Origin of the sequence: Actinomyces polynesiensis (genome assembly GCF_000820725.1) — a bacterium.
Taxonomy (GTDB): domain Bacteria; phylum Actinomycetota; class Actinomycetes; order Actinomycetales; family Actinomycetaceae; genus Pauljensenia; species Pauljensenia polynesiensis.
In genome coordinates this window covers 1-17604 of the sequence record NZ_CCXH01000242.1, presented here as the reverse complement: position 1 = coordinate 17604, position 17604 = coordinate 1, and the positions used below count along the sequence as shown (strand labels likewise).

Sequence of the window (17604 nt, the reverse complement as noted above, 5' to 3'; positions counted from 1 at the left end):
CCGCTCGGCCCCCCGGAGTTTCACTCCACGGTCACGGACTTCGCCAGGTTGCGGGGCTGGTCGACGTCGTGGCCCATGACGGAGGCGAGTTCGCAGGCGAAGATCTGCAGCGGCACGACCGTGAGGAGGGGCATGTACAGGGTCGGCGTGCGCGGCACGCGGAAGACGACCTCGGCGTACTCGTCGACCGAGGTGTCACCCTCCTCGGCGACCACGAGGGTGCGCGCCCCGCGGGCCCGGACCTCCTGGATGTTGGAGACGACCTTGTTGTGCAGCTCGGGGCGGCGCGGGGTGGGGACGATGATCATCACCGGCTGCCCCTCGTCGATGAGGGCGATCGGGCCGTGCTTGAGCTCGCCGGCCGCGAAGCCCTCGGCGTGGATGTAGCACAGTTCCTTGAGCTTGAGGGCGCCCTCGAGTGCCACGGGGTAGCCGACGTGCCGCCCGAGGTAGATCATCGAGTCGATGTCGGCCATGGAGCGGGCGACCTGGCGCACGGACTCGGCGCGGTCGAGGACCCACCGGATCGCGTCCGGGACCTTGGCGAGCTTCTCCATGTAGTCCTCGACCTCGTCGGCGTACTTGTTGCCGCGCACCTGGGCGAGGTAGAGCCCCAGGACGTAGGTCGCCGCGATCTGGGCGGTGAAGGCCTTCGTGGAGGCGACCGCGATCTCGGGGCCCGCGTGGGTGATGAGCACCGCGTCGGACTCACGCGAGATGGTGGAGCCGGGGGTGTTGACGATGGCGATGACGCGCGCGCCCTGCTCACGGGCGTGACGGATCGCCATGATGGTGTCCATGGTCTCCCCGGACTGGGAGATGGCCACGACCAGGGTCTTCTCGTTGACCACGGGGTCGCGGTAGCGGAACTCGTGGGCGAGCTCGACCTCGACGGGGATCCGGCACCAGTGCTCGATGGCGTAGCGGGCGACGAGGCCCGCGTAGGAGGCGGTGCCGCAGGCGACGATGATCATCTTGTCGGCGCTGCGCAGGATGGACTCCGGGATGCGCAGCTCGTCGAGGGCGAGGTGGCCGGTGGCGTCGAGTCGGTCGGCGATGGTGGCGGCCACGGCGCGGGGCTGCTCGTGGATCTCCTTCTCCATGAAGGTGGGCCAGCCCTCCTTCGTGGCGCGGTCACGGGCGAAGTCGACGTCGAAGTGGTGGGGCTCCAGCTCCGCCCCCTCCTTGTCGAGGATCACGACGCCCTCGCAGGTGACGGCCACGACCTGGTCCTGTCCGACCTCGACGGCGTCGGTGGTCTGGGAGGCGAAGGCCAGGGCGTCGGAGCCGAGGAAGTTCTCGCCCTCGCCCATCCCGATGACCAGCGGGGAGGAGCGGCGTGCCGCGACGATGAGGCCGGGGACCTCCTCGCTGAGCGCCAGGAGGGTGTAGGTGCCCTGCAGCTGGGGGGTGATGGCGAGCATCGCGGCGACGAGGGCGCGGCCGCGGTCCTCGTCATGGCCGGTGAGCCCGGGCAGGACCCCGGACCACACGGGCAGGTCGGGGTCGTGGAAGGCGCGGTCCAGGAGGTGGACGACGACCTCCGTGTCGGTCTCGGAGGTGAAGACGTAGCCCTCGGCGCGCAGCTCCTGGCGCAGGACGTCGGCGTTCTCGATGATGCCATTGTGGACCAGGGCCAGGCGGTGGTCCATGGAGACGTGGGGGTGGGCGTTGACGAGGGTGGGGTGGCCGTGCGTGGCCCAGCGGGTGTGGCCGATGGCGGAGCGGCAGGGCTGCGTGGGGGTCTCCGCGAGTGCGGCCTCGAGATTGGTGAGCTTGCCGACGGCCTTGACGACCGTCAGCTCCGACCCGTCGTCCTCCAGTCCGTGGGTGAGTGCCACGCCCGCGGAGTCGTAGCCGCGGTACTCCAGGCGCGAGAGGCCGTCCATGACGACCTCGAGGGGACGGGCTGAACAGGTACGGGTGACGTGTCCGACGATTCCACACATGGGGCCCATTGGAGCACGCGGGCACTGCCTCCACCAAGACCGACGCGCTCCGTCGATCGGGGATGACCGGGTGGTCAGCGGCGCGCTCAGGATGCGCCACAATGTGGGGGTGAGCCGCCTCATCGAGCCGTCCGCCGGGACCAGTCCGTTCACCCACTTCAGCCGTGCGGAGTGGGACCGCCTGGCCTCGCGGACCCCGCTGCCGCTGACGCCGACCGACATCTCGCGGATCGCCTCCCTGGGCGACCCGATCGACATGCAGGAGGTGGACGCGATCTACCGGCCCCTGTCGGCCCTGCTCCAGCTCTACGTCGAGGGCTCCCGCCGGACCGCGGCCGCCAGGCGGGCCTTCCTCGAGGAACCCGAGTTCCCGCCCACGCCCTTCGTCATCGGGATCGCGGGGTCGGTGGCCGTGGGGAAGTCGACGGTCGCCCGTCTGCTGCGCCTGCTGCTGTCCCGTTGGGAGCACACGCCGCGGGTGGACCTGGTGACCACCGACGGGTTCCTCCTCCCCAATGCCGTCCTCGAGGAGCGCGGCATCCTCGCCCGCAAGGGTTTCCCGGAGTCCTACGACCGCATCGCGCTGCGCGAGTTCCTCGCGGGGGTCAAGGCGGGCGAGGAGGACCTGCAGGTCCCCGTCTACGACCACGTGTCCTACGACGTGGTGCCGGGACGCACCCAGACCGTCTCGCGCCCGGACATCCTCATCGTGGAGGGTGTCAACGTGCTCCAGCCGCCGCGCCTGTCCCCGGGGACGAGCGGGGTGGCGGTGTCGGACTTCTTCGATTTCTCGATCTACGTGGACGCCGACGAGGCCCACGTCGAGCAGTGGTACGTCGACCGCTTCCTGCAGCTGCGCAGCACGGCCTTCCTGCGCGAGGACTCCTACTTCCGCACCTATGCCGACCTCACCGACGAGGAGGCCGACGCGACCGCGCGCGTCATCTGGCACGCCATCAACCTGCCGAACCTGCAGGAGAACATCCTCCCGACCCGCGAGCGCGCCACGATGGTCTTCACCAAGGGGCCGACACACCGGGTCGAGTCCCTCTACCTCCGCAAGGAGTGACCCTCCCCACCCCCTGCCGAGGTCCGCTCTGTTCTCCTGCCGAGGTCCGCTCACTTCCGGGCGTGAGGTCCGCTCCCGAGGGGCGTCCACACGGGCGAGGCTGGAGGGCGGCCTGCTCTGCCGGCACGGCGCCGAGGGGCTTCGTGCACCACGGGCGCGACCGGGGGCGCACACCCGTACGAGGGCGCACCAGGACCCGCCGACCCGGACCGCGACCCGGGGCCCAGGAGGTCCACGCCCACCAAATCAGGGCTCAGGGCTCAGGGCTCAGGGCTCAGGGCTCAGGGCTCAGGGCTCAGGACAGCGAGAGCCTCTCCTTCACCACATCCGCAAGCTCAGCGCACACCGAGTCGGCCTCGTCCTGCGTCGGGGCCTCGACCATGACGCGCACCAGCGGCTCGGTGCCCGACGAGCGCAGGACCACGCGCCCCGTCTCCCCCAGGCGCTGTTCGGCTGCGGCCACGGCTGCGGCGAGCCCCTCGTCATCTGCGGCGCGTGCCTTGTCCACACCGGGGACGTTGACCAGCGTCTGGGGCAGACGGTGGACGAAGGAGACGAGGTCGCCCAGGTCGCGCCCCGACTCCTTGACCGTCTTCGCCAGCAGCATCGCGGTGAGGATCCCGTCGCCGGTGGTGGCGTGGTGGCGGGCGATGACGTGGCCCGACTGTTCCCCGCCCAGCGAGAACCCGCCCTTGAGCATCGCCTCCAGGACGTAGCGGTCACCGACGGCGGTCTGCACCGTCGCGATGCCCTGTTCACGCATGGCGAGGATGAGACCGAGGTTGGACATGATCGTGACGACGAGGGTGTCGTGGTCGAGGGTCCCGGCGTCACGCATGGCCACCGCCAGGGTGCCCATGATCTTGTCGCCGTCGATGAGTCCGCCGGTCCGGTCCACGGCCAGGCAGCGGTCGGCGTCTCCGTCGAAGGCCACGCCGAAGTCGGCCTCGGAGGCCACCGTCACGGCCTTGATCTGCTCAGGGTGCGTCGACCCTGACTTGAGGTTGATGTTGCGCCCGTCGGGGGAGGCGTTGATGACGACCACGTCGGCGCCGGCCTCACGCAGGGCCTCCGGTCCGAGCGTCGACGCCCCACCGTTGGCGCAGTCGACCGCGATGCGCAGGCCACGCAGGTCCGCACCACCCAGGGACTCCACCAGGTGGGCGACGTAGGACTTCTCCGCCCAGTCGTCGTCGTACTCGACCTCACCGACGTCGGCCCCGGTGGGGCGCGCCCAGTCCTGGCCGAGGAGCCCCTCGATGTCGTCCTCCACCGCATCGGGGAGCTTGAAACCCCCGTGGGCGAAGAACTTGATGCCGTTGTCGGGCATCGGGTTGTGGGACGCCGAGATCATGACACCCAGGTCCACGCCGTCCCCGTTGGCTGTCAGGTGGGCGACGGTCGGTGTGGTGACCACGCCGATGCGGACCACGTCCATGCCCGAGGCGGCCAGCCCTGCGGCGAGCGCGTGGTCGAGGAACTCCCCGGAGATGCGTGTGTCCCGGCCGATGATCGCCTTCGGCTTGGTGCCGTCCGTGCGTGGCCCCCCACCGATGCGACGGGCTGCGGCCTCCCCCAGCTCCAGTGCCAGGGTGGCGGTCAGATCCCTGTTGGCCAATCCTCGCACGCCGTCCGTGCCGAACAGTCTGGGCATCCTCGGGTCCTCCAAGTCGGGTGAGGGTCTCAACCCCCACACACTACCGCCCCGCCCGTGGCACCCGGGAACGGCCGTGGTCACAGCCCTCCACCACCACACCGCACGGCCGCCACAGCCGACCACCACACCGCACGGCCGCCACAGCCGACCACCACACCGCACGACCACGACAACCGTCCACCACCACACCCGGGCGGACCGGGACATGCAAAAGGGCCCCACCCCGCTCGCAGCGGGATGGGGCCCTCCGGGGTCCGAACGGCAGGTGCCGATCAGCGCTTGGAGTACTGGGGCGCCTTGCGGGCCTTCTTGAGGCCTGCCTTCTTGCGCTCGACGGCGCGGGCGTCACGGGTCAGGAATCCGGCCTTCTTGAGCACCGCGCGGTTCGCGTCGCGGTCGATCTCGTTGAGGGCGCGGGAGATGCCCAGGCGCAGCGCGCCGGCCTGACCGGAGATGCCGCCGCCGTCGATGCGGGCGATGACGTCGAAGCGGCCGTCCAGGTCCAGCAGGACGAAGGGGGACTTCACGAGCTGCTGGTGCAGCTTGTTCGGGAAGTAGTCCTCCAGGGTGCGGCCGTTGATCGTCCACTGCCCGGTGCCGGGCACCAGACGGACGCGGGCCACGGCCTCCTTGCGACGGCCGAGGCCGGCGCCGGGGGCGGTGATGGACTGGCCGGCGCCGGTGGGCGCTGACTCGGTCTCGGTGGTGTAGGAGCTGGGGGCGTTCTCCTCATCCAGCTCGATGGTCTCGGTGGTCTCAGCCACAGTTCTCCTCAGTGCAGTTCGTGGGCTCAGAAGCGCGACGCGCTCACTGGGCGACCTGGGTGATTTCGAAGGGGATCGGCTGCTGGGCGGCGTGGGGGTGCTCGGCGCCGGCGTACACGTGCAGCTTGCGCAGCTGCTCGCGGCCGATGGTGTTGTGCGGAAGCATGCCGCGGACGGCCTTCTCGATCGCCTTGTCGGGGCGGTCGGCCAGCAGGTCACGGTAGCTGACGGCCTTGAGGCCACCGGGACGTCCCGAGTGGCGGTAGGCGATCTTCTGCTCGGCCTTGTTGCCGGTGAGGACGATCTTGTCCGCATTGATGACGATGACGTAGTCGCCCTGGTCCATGTGGGGGGCGAACGTCGGCTTGTGCTTCCCACGGAGAAGAGTGGCGACCTGGGTCGCCAGGCGTCCGAGGACGACGTCGGTGGCGTCGATGACGTACCACTTCTTGTCGGCGTCCCCAGGCTTGGGTGAATAGGTGCGCACGGGCGTAGCCTTCAATTCTTTCGGTCAAGGAGCACGTCCGGGCACCACGACTGGGTGGCCTCCGCACGCGCTCTCGTTGAGATCGGTTCGCGCGAGGCGTCAACACCTGCGAACGGCGAGTGGGAAAGCACCGGTGACGCGGCTGACGCACAGCGACATCCAGTCTATCGGCGGGCACCGGAGGGGTCAAAGCCGGGAGGGGACTGTGGGCGATCACTCACCGCCCCGGGGCCCGCGCCCCGGTCCCTCCCGCACGTCGCGCACCCGCGTCCGCCCTCCCCTCCCCGTCGACGAGGGCGGCCACCGGGAACTGCCCGACCTGCGAGCGCAGCACCCTCGGGTGGAACCGTCACGGGCACCGGTGCCACACATCCCGGGCCGCCGCCCTCCCTCAGCTGCAGCAGTCCCGGCGTCGGGCGGCCTCCCGCGCCCGGCTCGCCCACTGGTCCTCGGGTGGGTAGTCCACCCTCTCCAGGGTCAGGCCGTGGGCGGGTGCAACGGGTGCCGCGGACTGGCGTGAGCACGCCACGAGGAGTCCCTCGATCCACCCGGGTTCCCTCCGGCCGAGTCCCACCTCCAGGCAGGCCCCGACCAGTGAGCGGACCATGGAATGGCAGAAGGCGTCCGCCGAGACGTCGACACGCACGTGTCCGCACTCGTGGGAGAAGTCGAGCCGACGCAGCGTCCTGATGGTGGTCGCGCCCTCGCGAGGGCGGCAGAAGGAGAGGAAGTCGTGCTCCCCCAGGAGGACCCGCGAGGCGGACTCCATCGCCGGGAGGTCGAGGGGCCCGCGCGGGAGCCACACGACGTCGTGGCGGCGCAGGGGGTCGCGTTCCTTCGTGCGGTCGCACAGCCGGTAGCAGTAGTGGCGGCCCACCGCGGAGAAGCGCGCGTCGAAGTCCTCCGTGACCTCGCGGGCCGAGTGGACCACCACGTCGCACCTGTCCCGCTCCCCCGCGCCGCGGGTGAGCAGGCCGTTGACCCGCCGGACCACCTGGGGTGCCGTGTCCTGCCCGTCGGAGCGGTGCCCGCGGAGGCCCCGGTACGCCGCGCGTGGGAGGTCGACGTGGGCCACCTGGTGGCGGGCGTGGACCCCGGCATCGGTGCGCCCGGCCACGGTCAGGTGCACCGGCTGACGCGCCAGGGTCGACAGTGCGTCGGTGAGGACCCCCTCGACGGTGCGGAGCCCGGGTTGGGCGGCCCACCCGTGGAAGCCCGTGCCGTCGTAGGCGAGGTCCAGGCGCAGACGGACCGTCGTGTCGGCTGCAGGCCCGTCCGGGTCCGTGACGGTTGGGCGCGCGGGGACCGCTGCGGGTGGGCCCGCGGGGCCCGCGACAGGTGGGCGCAGTGCATCCCCGGAGGACCGCCCGGCCGGGTCGTCGCCCGTCCCGGAGGTCACAGGCTCCACGCCCGCACCCCTCCGATGATGCCGGCGTCATTGGGGACGACCACCACGTTCTCCCCCATCCGCATCCGGTTGGGTGGGGTGATGCGCTTGGAGTTGCCACCCCCGAGGTAGAGCCGGTCCCACATGTACATCGGGCGCAGGCCGTCGACCACACGCCGCACGCGGCGCGACCAGTGGGCGTCGCCCAGGCGCAGGCGCTCGTGCTCGCCGATGTAGTCGTCATAGGTCAGTCCCCAGCGCACGAACCCCTGGGAGACCTCGACATGGGGGGCGAGGCGGCCGCCGTCGAAGACGGAGTTCCCCAGGCCCGTGCCCAGCGTGATGATCATCTCCAGGCCCTTGCCCGCGATCACGCCGGCCCCGGCCACCTCGGCGTCGTTGAGGACGAGGGTCGGCAACCCGAGGGCGTGGGCGATCGCGCGACGCATGTCGAAGTGCGACCAGGCCTCCACCAGCTCCGGGAGCACGCGGGAACGCGGGCCCTCCTTGGTGATGTAGTGCGGTGTCGCGATGACGACGCCGTGGCGGATCATGCCGGGCATCCCCATCGTGACACGCGTGGCGTCGGGCAGGGCCGACGCCAGGTCGACGACGGTGCGCACCAGCAGCTCGGGCGGCAGCGGGTAGGGCGTGGGGGTTCGTCGCGCCGGTGCCATCAGCGTCCCGCCCTCGTCGACCACGGATGCCTTGATCCCGCCGCCACCGCAGTCGACCGACAGTGTCATCTCCTCGGACATGCCTCCCAGCCTACTGTCGGTACCGGTGCCCCCGGGGTGGGCGCGGACGCCCCGGCGTCCGCGAGGGGGATTGGGCGTCTCGCTCCGGCGGCTGTGCGCCACGGACCGGACGAGGGCGACCGCGCGCCGCTCCCCTGCAGGGATCCAGGGCGTCCACCGCTCGGCGTTGCACCGGGGCCGTCCACAGACCCGCTCCCCCGCCCTCGTGCCCGCCCGCACCTGCTGCCACGGTGGCGGTGATCACGGTTACCGGAGCCCCCGGGACAACCGTTCCGGTCGGCAGGAGGGGGAGGACAGCATGCCCACCATCGACGAGGTCGCACGCCACATGGCGGTGAGCACCCGGAGCCGGCGGATCAGGACGGCAGGGTCCGAGGACCTCGACCTCCTCACACTCGCCCGAGGGGTGTTCCTGGAGAGGTCCTACCTGGAGTCCTTCGCGCAGGTGTGGGAGCGGAACCTCGTCGTGGACCTCGCGCGCATCCGTGCAGCCGTGCTCAGGTCCAGATCAGGCGGTGTGGTCCACGGCGAGAGCGCAGCACTGCTGCACGGCCTGCCCGTCCACGACCAGTCGGGCGACGTCCACCTGTGGACCCCGCACCCGCCCAGGACCTCGGCGTCGGGACTCCCCGCCGTGCGGCTCCCGGACGGCACCGTGTTCCCCGCACGTCGCATCATCGGGCACCAGGGGTGGTTGCCACCCGGTGGGTCGGTCCTGCTCGCCGGCATCCCGAGCCTCACGCTGGAGGCCACGGCGATCACCGCCGCGATGACCCTGCCCGAGGAGCGCGGATTCGTCATCACCTGCGGGGCACTGAACCGGTTGTCCCGATTCGAGCGCTCTGCGCAGGACCGTTGTCGTCCGGTCGAGGCCCGGGTGCGCGCGGAACTGGTGGCCACGGTCTCCCTCTGCCCGGAACGGACCCGCGGACGCGCACGGGCGAGACGGGTCCTGGGGTCCGCCGACGCGGGGTGCGAGTCGGTCGGCGAGGCCCGGCTGCTCGCGATCCTCAAGGCTGCCGGGATCCGGGGACTGGTGACGCAGGTCGTCACCACCTGCGGCTCGACGACCTACTACGTGGACATCGGGATCCCGGGAATCCTGCTCGCCATCGAGTTCGACGGCCTCGCCAAGTACGGCGACGAGCGCGGGGACATCCACCGCGGATACCTGGCACGGGACCGACGCCAGCGGGAGATCGAAGGCCTGGGGGTCTCCTTCCTGCGCTTCACCTGGGCGGACCTCGACCATCCGGGACAGGTCGTGGCAGTCGTCCGGGAGCGGATCTCCCGGCTGTCGGCCGGTGCACGGCGCGGCAGTGGGGCCCCCGACGGGCGCAGGCCGACCGTCCGGACCGCCCATGCCTGAGCCGGTGCCGGGGCGGAAGACCCGTCGTCCTGTCCGACGACACCCGCACGCCCTTCCCTGGACGGGTGGGCGCGCGGGGAGCTGCTCCCGGAGCGACCTGCGTCCCCGCGGTGGAGGTCGGCAGACCCGGCAGACCCGGTCGACCCGGCAGCGATGAGCCCACCGAACGGATGTTCGTGGCGGATCAGGCGACCGGATGGACAGGAGTGGCACACACGACCACCGGATGGACAGCCGTGTCGTCGACCGCCCCACCGAGCAGCCAGTCGCGGGAAAGGTCGCCACCGAACAGACCGTCGTGCCACCACAGCTCGACGAAGTGGAGAGCGGTGGCAAAACGGTGCCACAACTGCCCATTTCGTCGGCGGAGCCGCTCAGCCCACTCCGACGAACACGAGAATCGCCACTGTTTCAGCAGGTCAGAGAGGTAGAGGCGCGCCATCGTCCGCAGCCACCCCAGGACGCCCCTCACGAAACGGACAATCGTGCCACCAACAGCCCCACCAAGTGGACAGTCGTGGCAGACCCGGCCACCGAACAGACAGTCGTGCCAGTCCAGAGCACGAACCAGGCGGTCCGGCCACGTCAGCTGGTGCGCCGGGCAGCAGCGACCCGGAACGGAGAAGGGGCCGGGTGCGACGTCACCGTCACACCCGGCCCCCAACCGGTCCCGCCCTCGTCGGAGGACGGGGTCAGGTCACTTCTCCTCGGCCTCCTCGGCGGCGGTGGCGGCCTCGCCGGCAGCCTCCGCAACCTCATCGGCCTCGTTGGCCTTCTCCAGGTCACCGACCTCGCGGGCCTCCTCGGCGCGCTCGAAGGCAGCCTCAGCGGCCTTCTCGGCGTCATCGGCCACGACGGAGGCCTCGGCCTCGGTCTCGGCGGTCTCGACCTCGGACTCGGCCTCCTCCGCCGCGTCGACCTCCTTGCCGGCCTCGGCGGCCAGCTCGTCGGCCTCGTTGGCCTTCTCCAGGTCTCCGGCCTCGCGGGCCTCCTCGGCGCGCTCGTCGGCGGCGACCTCGGCCTCAGCGGCCTCGGTGGCGAGGGTGTTGTCCTCGGACTCCTCGGCGGCGGCCTTGGCGGCGGTGCGGTCGGCGGCGGCCACGACGGCCTTCTTCTCGACCTTCTCCAGGACGAGCTCGATGCGCATCATGGGGGCGTTGTCGCCCCTGCGGTCGCCGACGCGGGTCAGGCGCGTGTAGCCGCCGGCGCGCTCGGGGTCGATCGCCGGGGCGATGACGTCGAACAGCTCGTAGACCGCGTCCTTGTCGGTGATGGTCTTGGCGACCGTGCGTCGTGCGTGCATGTCACCGCGACGCGCCTTGGTGACCAGCTTCTCGACGAAGGGCTGCAGGGTCTTCGCCTTGGCCTCGGTCGTGGTGATCGCGCGGTGCTCGATGAGCTGGGTGGCCAGGTTCGCCAGGATCAGCTTCTGGTGGGCCGGGCTTCCACCCAGACGGGCGCCCTTCTTGGGGGTGGGCATTGGTGTCTCCTACGGAAATGTGAAGTGGCTGGGTACGACGGGCCGGGTCAGAAGGACTGGTCGTCGCTGAACTGGATGGAACCCGAATCATCGTCATCGGCACCCGACGGCAGCGCCGAGTCCTTGAGGGTCATCCCGAGGGCCGCGAGGGCCTCCTTGATCTCCTCGATGGACTTCGTGCCGAAGTTGCGGATGTCGAGCAGGTCGGCCTCGGAGTGGGCCACGAGCTCGCCGACGGTGAGGATGCCCCGACGACGCAGCGCGTTGTAGGAACGCGACTGCAGGTTGAGGTTCTCGATCGGCAGGGCCAGGTCCGCCGCGAGGGTGGCGTCCGTGGTCGAGGGACCGACCTCGATGCCCTCCGCCTCCTCGTTGAGCTCACGCATGAGCCCGAACAGCTCCACCAGCGTCTTGCCGGCCGAGGCCAGTGCGTCACGCGGGCTGATCGCCGGCTTGGTCTCCACGTCGATGACGAGGCGGTCGAAGTCGGTGCGCTGCTCGACACGGGTCGCCTCGACCTTGTAGGTCACCTTGAGGACGGGCGAGTAGATCGAGTCGATCGGGATGCGGGAGATCTCCGCCTGGGGATCCTTGTTCTGGGCGGCGGACACGTAGCCACGGCCACGCTCGACCGTCAGCTCGATCTCCAGCTTGCCCGTCTCGTTGAGGGTCGCCAGGTGCAGGTCGGGGTTGTGGATCTCGACGCCCGCGGGCGGGGTGATGTCACCGGCGAGGACGGGGCCGGGGCCCGCCTTGCGCAGGTACATGACCACCGGCTCGTCGTTCTCCGAGGAGAGCACGATCTGCTTGATGTTGAGGATGATCTCTGCGACATCCTCCTTCACGCCCTCGATGGTGCGGAACTCGTGGGGCACTCCATCGATGCGGATGGAGGTCACGGCCGCCCCGGGGATCGAGGAGAGCAGGGTCCGTCGCAGGGAGTTGCCCAGCGTGTACCCGAACCCGGGCTCGAGGGGCTCGAGGGTGAAGCGGGAGCGGAAGTCGCTGACCTTCTCCTCGGTCAGGATGGGTCGCTCTGCAATGAGCACGTCTTGGTCCTTTCTTCCCGGCGACCGCCATATGACGCCGGATAGGGTTCCCGCTCTCGCGGGACAGGGGGTGGTGGGTGGGCCGGGGCCGTCGCGCGCTGCGGCGCCCCGGACTCACTCAGACGTGGGGGTGCTGGCACACCCCTGGCACGCGCTCAGACGCGACGGCGCTTGGGGGGACGGGCGCCGTTGTGCGCCTGCGGGGTGACGTCCTGGATGGACCCGACCTCGAGGCCAGCGGCCCCGAGGGAACGGATCGCGGTCTCACGGCCGGAGCCGGGACCCTTGACGAAGACGTCGACCTTCTTGACCCCGTGCTCCTGGGCACGACGCGCGGCGGCCTCGGCGGCCAGCTGCGCGGCGAACGGGGTGGACTTGCGCGAGCCCTTGAACCCGACCTGGCCGGAGGAGGCCCAGGCGAGGACGGCCCCGGTGGGGTCGGTGATGGAGACGATCGTGTTGTTGAACGTGGACTTGATGTACGCGTTGCCGTGCGTGACGTTCTTGCGCTCCTTGCGGCGCGGCTTGCGTGCCGCGGTGGCGGAGCGGGTGGTCTTTGCAGCCATGTGTTTCAGTTCCTTCTGGGTCGATGCGCCGGGACTCGGGGTCCCCGGACTGGTCCGTTACTTCGTGGCCTTCTTCTTGCCCGCGACGGTGCGCTTGGGACCCTTGCGGGTGCGCGCGTTCGTCTTGGTGCGCTGGCCGTGCACGGGAAGGCCACGACGGTGGCGCAGACCCTGGTAGGAACCGATCTCGATCTTGCGGCGGATGTCGGCCTGCACCTCACGGCGCAGGTCACCCTCGACCTTGAAGTTGCCCTCGATGTAGTCGCGGAGCTTGACCATGTCCTCCTCGGTCGCGTCCTTGACCCGGACGTCGGGGCTCACGCCGGTGGCCGCGAGGGTCTCCGCGGCGCGCGTGCGTCCGACTCCGTAGATGTAGGTGAGCGCGATCTCGAGCCGCTTCTCGCGGGGGAGGTCGACGCCGGCAATACGTGCCATCTTGTTGCTCCAGTGGTTCTCGGAGGCCGTCACACCGCCATCCGGACTGGCGTCCGGCCCCGGCCTCCGAACCGGGGGTCCCGCACGAGGGCGGCTGGTGGTGTGCTGTCGGGCTGACGCCCGGGGTGCTGCTGCAGTGCGGGACTCAGCCCTGGCGCTGCTTGTGTCGCGGATTGTCGCAGATCACCATGACGTTGCCGTGGCGACGGATCACCTTGCACTTGTCACAGATCTTCTTGACACTCGGCTTGACCTTCATGGGTTCTTACCTCCGCCGCGCGTGTGCGGCGCTCGCGAACGGTTGGTTACTTGTAGCGGTAGACGATGCGACCCCTGGTGAGGTCGTACGGGCTGAGCTCGACGACGACGCGGTCCTCGGGGAGGATCCGGATGTAGTGCTGCCGCATCTTGCCGGAGATGTGGGCGAGCACGACGTGCCCATTGCCCAGCTCCACGCGGAACATCGCATTCGGCAGGGCCTCCACGACCGTGCCCTCGATCTCGATGACGCCGTCCTTCTTCGCCATGTCCTCCGTCTGTCCTCTGCAATCGGGTGGGTCCGCGGTCCGGGGACCACGACGGGGACGCCCCGACCCCCTGCTCGCGCACGGGTGTACGGGCGCGCATGCCCGACTGTCCACTGTACGGCATGGCGGGAGTTCAGGGTAGCGGGCAGTGTGTCAGGTCCCTCACGCGGGGGCCCGACCCGGCGAGGCGCAGGGGGCGGCGGGTGCTGGGGGCGGCGGGTGCCGGTGCGGGTGGTCCACCCGCGCGACGGAACCGACGCACCCGGGCGGTGGCTCCCGCCGCGTGCCCCGTCAGTCCAGGCTGATTGGCGTCACACCGTAGGGGGCAAGTCCGGCGGCACCGGAGTCGACGGCGGTGAGCACGCTCACCCCGTCGTCCAGCAGCGCGATCGTGTGCTCCCAGTGGGCGGCGTCCGCGCCGTCCAGGGTCTTCACGGTCCAGTCGTCGTCCAGGGTGACAGTCTCGATGTCGCCGCCGACCAGCATCGGCTCGACCGCGAGCACCATCCCCTTGCGAAGCCTCGGGGAGATCCCCCGTGCGCGGTAGTTCAGCACGTCGGGATCCTGGTGCATGGCAGTGCCGATGCCGTGCCCGGTGTAGTCCTCGATGATGCCGGCCTCCCAGCCGTCACTCCCGGCGTGCTCCTCCACGACCCGTTCCACCGCGTCCCCCACCGCGGACAGACGCCGGGCGGAGGCCAGGGCGGCCAGTGCCGCCCACATCGACTCCTCGGTGACCGCGTTGAGCTGGCGACGCCGCTGCGTACCCGCCGCGTCACCACCGATGATCATCGTGAACGCCGCGTCCCCGTGCCACTGCCGGCCGTCGACCTCCAGGTAGGCCCCGCAGTCGAAGCTGACGAGGTCGCCCGACTCGAGCACACGATCGTCGGGGATCCCGTGGACGACCGTGTCGTTGACGGAGATGCACACCGTGGCCGGGTACCCGAAGTAGCCGAGGAAGTTCGACTTCGCCCCGTGCTCGGCGATGACGCGTGCGGAGACGCCGTCGAGTTCGCGGGTGGTGACGCCGGGGACGGCCGCCTCACGCAGCGCCCTGTGGATGTCCGCCACGACCAGGCCGGCGCGACGCATGTGGCGCACCTGCTCCCTGGTCTTGAGCTGGATGCGCGACACCGCGCTCAGTCCTCCTCGGGGTCGGGCTCTGCCCCGCAGCACTCGCCCTCGCCCTCGGGGTGGGCGGCGGCCCACTCGTCGGGCTGGGGTGCCTCGTAGCCCTCCGACGCAGCGGTGACGGAGTCGATGACCGCGAAGATGCGCTCGGAGACCTCGTCCACCGTGCCGGTGCCGTCGACGACCTCGAGGAGGTCCTGGTCGGCGTAGTAGGTGGCCATCGGCTCGGTCTGGGCGTGGTAGACCTCCAGGCGGTGGCGCATGACCGGCTCGGTGTCGTCGGCGCGGTGCTGCTCGTCCGCGCGACGCAGCATCCGGGAGACGACCTCGTCCTCGTCGACCTCGATCTCGAGGACCAGGTCGAGGGTGCGTCCGAGGTCGGCCAGCATGTCGCGCAGCGCGTGGGCCTGGTCGAGGGTGCGGGGGTAGCCGTCCAGGAGGAACCCGGGAGCGGTGTCGGGAGCCGCGAGGCGCGCCCGCACCATCGGGTCGGTCACCGAGTCGGGGACGAACTCACCGCGGTCGATGAAGGACTTGGCGCGCTCGCCGAGCTCGGTGCCCTCGGTGATGTTGGCGCGGAAGATCTCGCCGGTGGAGATCGCGGGGATGCCGAGGCGCTCCGAGATGCGGGCTGCCTGGGTGCCCTTGCCGGCTCCGGGGGGGCCGAGCAGGACGATGGTGGTCATCGCAGGAATCCTTCGTAGTGGTGTTGCTGGAGCTGGGTGTTGATCTCCTTGACCGTCTGCAGACCGACGCCGACGATGATCAGCAGCGTCGTGCCACCGAAGGGCAGCTGCGTGCCGGTCAGCTTCAGGGGGATCATCAGCAGGGAGGGCAGGAGGGCCACGACCACCAGGTACAGGGCACCCGCCGAGGTGATCCTGTTGATGACGTAGCGCAGGTACTCCGCCGTGGGTCGTCCGGCCCGGTAGCCGGGGATGAAGCCGCCGTAGCGCTTCATGTTGTCCGAGACCTCGTCGGGGTTGAAGGTGATCGAGGTGTAGAAGAAGGCGAAGAAGAGGATCAGCACCGAGTAGATCGCCAGGTAGGGCGCCGACTGGTGGTTGAAGTTCGCGGAGATCCACTGGACCCACCCCGAGGTCTGGTCCCCGAACTGGGCGACCATCGGCGGCAGGGCCAGGAGCGAGGACGCGAAGATCACGGGGATGACGCCGGACATGTTGATCTTCAGGGGGATGTAGGTGGTGGACCCACCGTACTGACGCCTCCCGACCATGCGCTTGGCGTACTGGACGGGGATGCGCCGCTGGGCCTGCTCGACGAAGACCACCGCGACGGCGATCGCCAGGATGATCAGGACGATGACGAAGACCTTGCCCCAGCTGCCGCCACGCCCGATGGAGAACAGGTGGGCCGGCAGGGTGGCGGTGATGGAGGTGAAGATCAGCAGGGACATGCCGTTGCCGATGCCGCGCTCGGTGATGAGCTCGCCGAGCCACATGATGACCGCCGTGCCGGCCGTCATGACGATGAGCATGATGAGGAAGCCCGTCACGGACCGGTCGGAGATGATGTCCTCGGAGCACCCGGGGAACAGCTGGCCGGACCGCGCCAGGGAGATCATGGTCGTCGACTGGAGGACACCGAGGAAGATCGTCAGGTAGCGCGTGTACTGCGTCAGCGTCGACTGCCCGGTCTGGCCCTCCTTGTGGAGGTCGTCGAAGCGGGGGATGACCACCCGCAGCAGCTGGATGATGATCGACGCGGTGATGTAGGGCATGATCCCCAGCGCGAAGATCGACAGCTGCATCAGCGCGCCGCCGGAGAAGAGGTTCACCAGGTCGAGCAGTGACGCCTGGTCCTGCTGGGCCACACAGACCTGCACGGCAGGCGAGTCAACCCCGGGTGTGGGGATGAACGACCCCATCCGGAAGAATCCCATGATCATCAGGGTGAACAGGAGCTTCCGACGGAGGTCGGGGGTGCGGAATGCCTGTGCGAACGCGCTGAACACGGCTTCCTCCTCTGTGTGATGGCCCCGCGAACGGGGGTGGGGACGACCTCGGACAGCCTACCCGAGAACGTCCGGGGTCCGTGAACACCGCCCCATTGACGAGGGCGGCCCCCTCCCGCTCGCGGATCCCCGCGTGCGGGGAGGCTGGTTCCCGCTCCGGGGACCGGGGTCCCGGCGCGGGGGACGTGCGGAGGGGGTGGCCGGGAGACTCCCGGACCACCCCCTCCTGTCAGGTCAGCGCACCGTGAGGGTGCCGCCGGCCTTCGTGATCTTCTCCTCGGCGGAACCCGACCAGGAGTCGACCTCGACCTCGAACTTCGAGGTGACGTCGCCCGAGCCGAGCAGCTTCACGGGGTGTCCCCCGCGGACCGCACTGCGTGCGACGAGGTCCTCGACGGTGACCTTGCCGCCCTCGGGGAACAGCTCCTGGAGCTTGCCGAGGTTCACCACCTGGTACTCGACGCGGAACGGGTTGGTGAACCCGCGCAGCTTCGGCAGGCGCATGTGGAGCGGCATCTGGCCACCCTCGAAACGCGCCGGGACCTGGTAGCGGGCCTTGGTGCCCTTGGTGCCGCGACCGGCGGTCTTGCCCTTGGAACCCTCACCACGACCCACGCGGGTCTTCGCCGTCTTGGCGCCGGGCGCCGGGCGGAGGTGGTGGAGCTTGAGGACCTGGACCTTCTCGGTCGTGGCCTTGGCCTTCTTGGACGTGGAGTCCGCCATGGTCAGTCGACCTCCTCAACGGTGACCAGGTGGCGCACCGTGAGGATCGCGCCGCGGATGCTGGCGGTGTCCTCACGCACGACGTCCTGGCCGATCTTGCGCAGCCCGAGGGTGCGCAGCGTGTCCTTCATGTTCTGTTTCGCGCCGATCGTGGACTTGACCAGCGTGATCTTCAGGTTCGACATCACTCGCTCACCCCAGACGCGGCCTTGCTCGCCTCGGCGTCCTCGGCCTTGGCGCGGGCCTCGGCCTCGCCCTCGGCGCGGGCGCGCAGC

At 70.1% G+C, this 17604-nt stretch carries 18 protein-coding genes and 2 pseudogenes; 2 read left to right on the top strand and 18 right to left on the bottom strand.

The window, feature by feature from the left end; genetic code table 11:
* Positions 1-20: 20 nt before the first annotated feature.
* Complete coding sequence (gene glmS, locus TA90_RS10395) at positions 21-1949, bottom strand: glutamine--fructose-6-phosphate transaminase (isomerizing) (protein ID WP_043536255.1); 1929 nt, start codon at positions 1947-1949, stop codon at positions 21-23.
* A gap of 109 nt (positions 1950-2058) precedes the next feature.
* Here glmS and coaA point away from each other — a divergent pair, with 109 nt between their 5' ends.
* The gene (gene coaA, locus TA90_RS10390) at positions 2059-3018 is read left to right on the top strand and encodes a type I pantothenate kinase (protein ID WP_231550723.1); all 960 of its coding nucleotides are present in this window, start codon (positions 2059-2061) and stop codon (positions 3016-3018) included.
* A gap of 295 nt (positions 3019-3313) precedes the next feature.
* On the opposite strand, the gene glmM is transcribed toward coaA, so the two are convergent.
* From glmM to TA90_RS10365, 5 genes are all read right to left on the bottom strand, one after another.
* Positions 3314-4672, bottom strand: a complete 1359-nt coding sequence (gene glmM / locus TA90_RS10385) for a phosphoglucosamine mutase (RefSeq protein WP_043536229.1) — start codon at positions 4670-4672, stop codon at positions 3314-3316.
* Positions 4673-4947: 275 nt separating this feature from the next.
* On the bottom strand, positions 4948-5439 hold the full coding sequence (rpsI, locus tag TA90_RS10380; protein ID WP_043536228.1) for a 30S ribosomal protein S9: 492 nt from the start codon (positions 5437-5439) through the stop codon (positions 4948-4950).
* 43 nt (positions 5440-5482) lie between these two features.
* Positions 5483-5926 carry a 50S ribosomal protein L13 gene (rplM, locus tag TA90_RS10375; RefSeq protein WP_043536227.1) on the bottom strand — a complete coding sequence of 148 codons (444 nt, stop codon included), beginning with the start codon at positions 5924-5926 and terminating at the stop codon, positions 5483-5485.
* Between the two features lie 391 nt (positions 5927-6317).
* A complete protein-coding gene (truA, locus tag TA90_RS10370; RefSeq protein ID WP_407921589.1) occupies positions 6318-7334 on the bottom strand; it encodes a tRNA pseudouridine(38-40) synthase TruA in 1017 nt (338 codons plus the stop codon).
* On the bottom strand, positions 7322-8071 hold the full coding sequence (locus tag TA90_RS10365; RefSeq protein WP_043536226.1) for an ROK family protein: 750 nt from the start codon (positions 8069-8071) through the stop codon (positions 7322-7324). The genes truA and TA90_RS10365 overlap by 13 nt, the downstream gene beginning before the upstream one ends.
* Positions 8072-8369: 298 nt before the next feature.
* Between TA90_RS10365 and TA90_RS13340 the strand changes: the two genes are divergently transcribed.
* Positions 8370-9440, top strand: a complete 1071-nt coding sequence (locus TA90_RS13340) for an endonuclease domain-containing protein (RefSeq protein ID WP_052450758.1) — start codon at positions 8370-8372, stop codon at positions 9438-9440.
* A gap of 184 nt (positions 9441-9624) precedes the next feature.
* Here TA90_RS13340 and TA90_RS10355 read toward each other — a convergent pair whose 3' ends face one another.
* From TA90_RS10355 to rpmD, 12 genes and pseudogenes are all read right to left on the bottom strand, one after another.
* A complete protein-coding gene (locus TA90_RS10355) occupies positions 9625-9882 on the bottom strand; it encodes a hypothetical protein (RefSeq protein WP_147513464.1) in 258 nt (85 codons plus the stop codon).
* Between the two features lie 447 nt (positions 9883-10329).
* Positions 10330-10920: pseudogene (gene rplQ, locus TA90_RS15650) on the bottom strand (50S ribosomal protein L17); the annotation flags it as partial.
* Positions 10921-10967: 47 nt separating this feature from the next.
* Positions 10968-11969, bottom strand: coding sequence for a DNA-directed RNA polymerase subunit alpha (locus TA90_RS10345; protein WP_043536222.1), 1002 nt, complete (start codon positions 11967-11969; stop codon positions 10968-10970).
* Between the two features lie 155 nt (positions 11970-12124).
* Positions 12125-12535 (bottom strand): 30S ribosomal protein S11, encoded by a 411-nt coding sequence (rpsK, locus tag TA90_RS10340; protein ID WP_043536220.1) that lies wholly within the window; start codon positions 12533-12535, stop codon positions 12125-12127.
* 57 nt (positions 12536-12592) lie between these two features.
* The gene (gene rpsM, locus TA90_RS10335; RefSeq protein WP_043536246.1) at positions 12593-12970 is read right to left on the bottom strand and encodes a 30S ribosomal protein S13; all 378 of its coding nucleotides are present in this window, start codon (positions 12968-12970) and stop codon (positions 12593-12595) included.
* A 145-nt stretch (positions 12971-13115) separates the two neighbouring features.
* Positions 13116-13229 carry a 50S ribosomal protein L36 gene (rpmJ, locus tag TA90_RS10330; RefSeq protein ID WP_003790577.1) on the bottom strand — a complete coding sequence of 38 codons (114 nt, stop codon included), beginning with the start codon at positions 13227-13229 and terminating at the stop codon, positions 13116-13118.
* Positions 13230-13275: 46 nt separating this feature from the next.
* Positions 13276-13497, bottom strand: coding sequence for a translation initiation factor IF-1 (gene infA, locus TA90_RS10325; RefSeq protein ID WP_043536217.1), 222 nt, complete (start codon positions 13495-13497; stop codon positions 13276-13278).
* A 291-nt stretch (positions 13498-13788) separates the two neighbouring features.
* Positions 13789-14634: a type I methionyl aminopeptidase gene (gene map, locus TA90_RS10320; RefSeq protein WP_043536216.1), complete on the bottom strand. Its 846-nt coding sequence runs from the start codon at positions 14632-14634 to the stop codon at positions 13789-13791.
* Between the two features lie 116 nt (positions 14635-14750).
* A pseudogene (locus TA90_RS10315) lies at positions 14751-15317 on the bottom strand (adenylate kinase); the annotation flags it as partial.
* Positions 15314-16606, bottom strand: coding sequence for a preprotein translocase subunit SecY (gene secY, locus TA90_RS10310; RefSeq protein WP_043536214.1), 1293 nt, complete (start codon positions 16604-16606; stop codon positions 15314-15316). The pseudogene TA90_RS10315 and the gene secY, both read right to left, overlap by 4 nt.
* Before the next feature lie 234 nt (positions 16607-16840).
* Positions 16841-17329, bottom strand: a complete 489-nt coding sequence (gene rplO / locus TA90_RS10305; RefSeq protein WP_043536213.1) for a 50S ribosomal protein L15 — start codon at positions 17327-17329, stop codon at positions 16841-16843.
* 2 nt (positions 17330-17331) lie between these two features.
* Complete coding sequence (gene rpmD, locus TA90_RS10300; protein ID WP_043536211.1) at positions 17332-17514, bottom strand: 50S ribosomal protein L30; 183 nt, start codon at positions 17512-17514, stop codon at positions 17332-17334.
* Between the last annotated feature and the right edge of the window lie 90 nt (positions 17515-17604).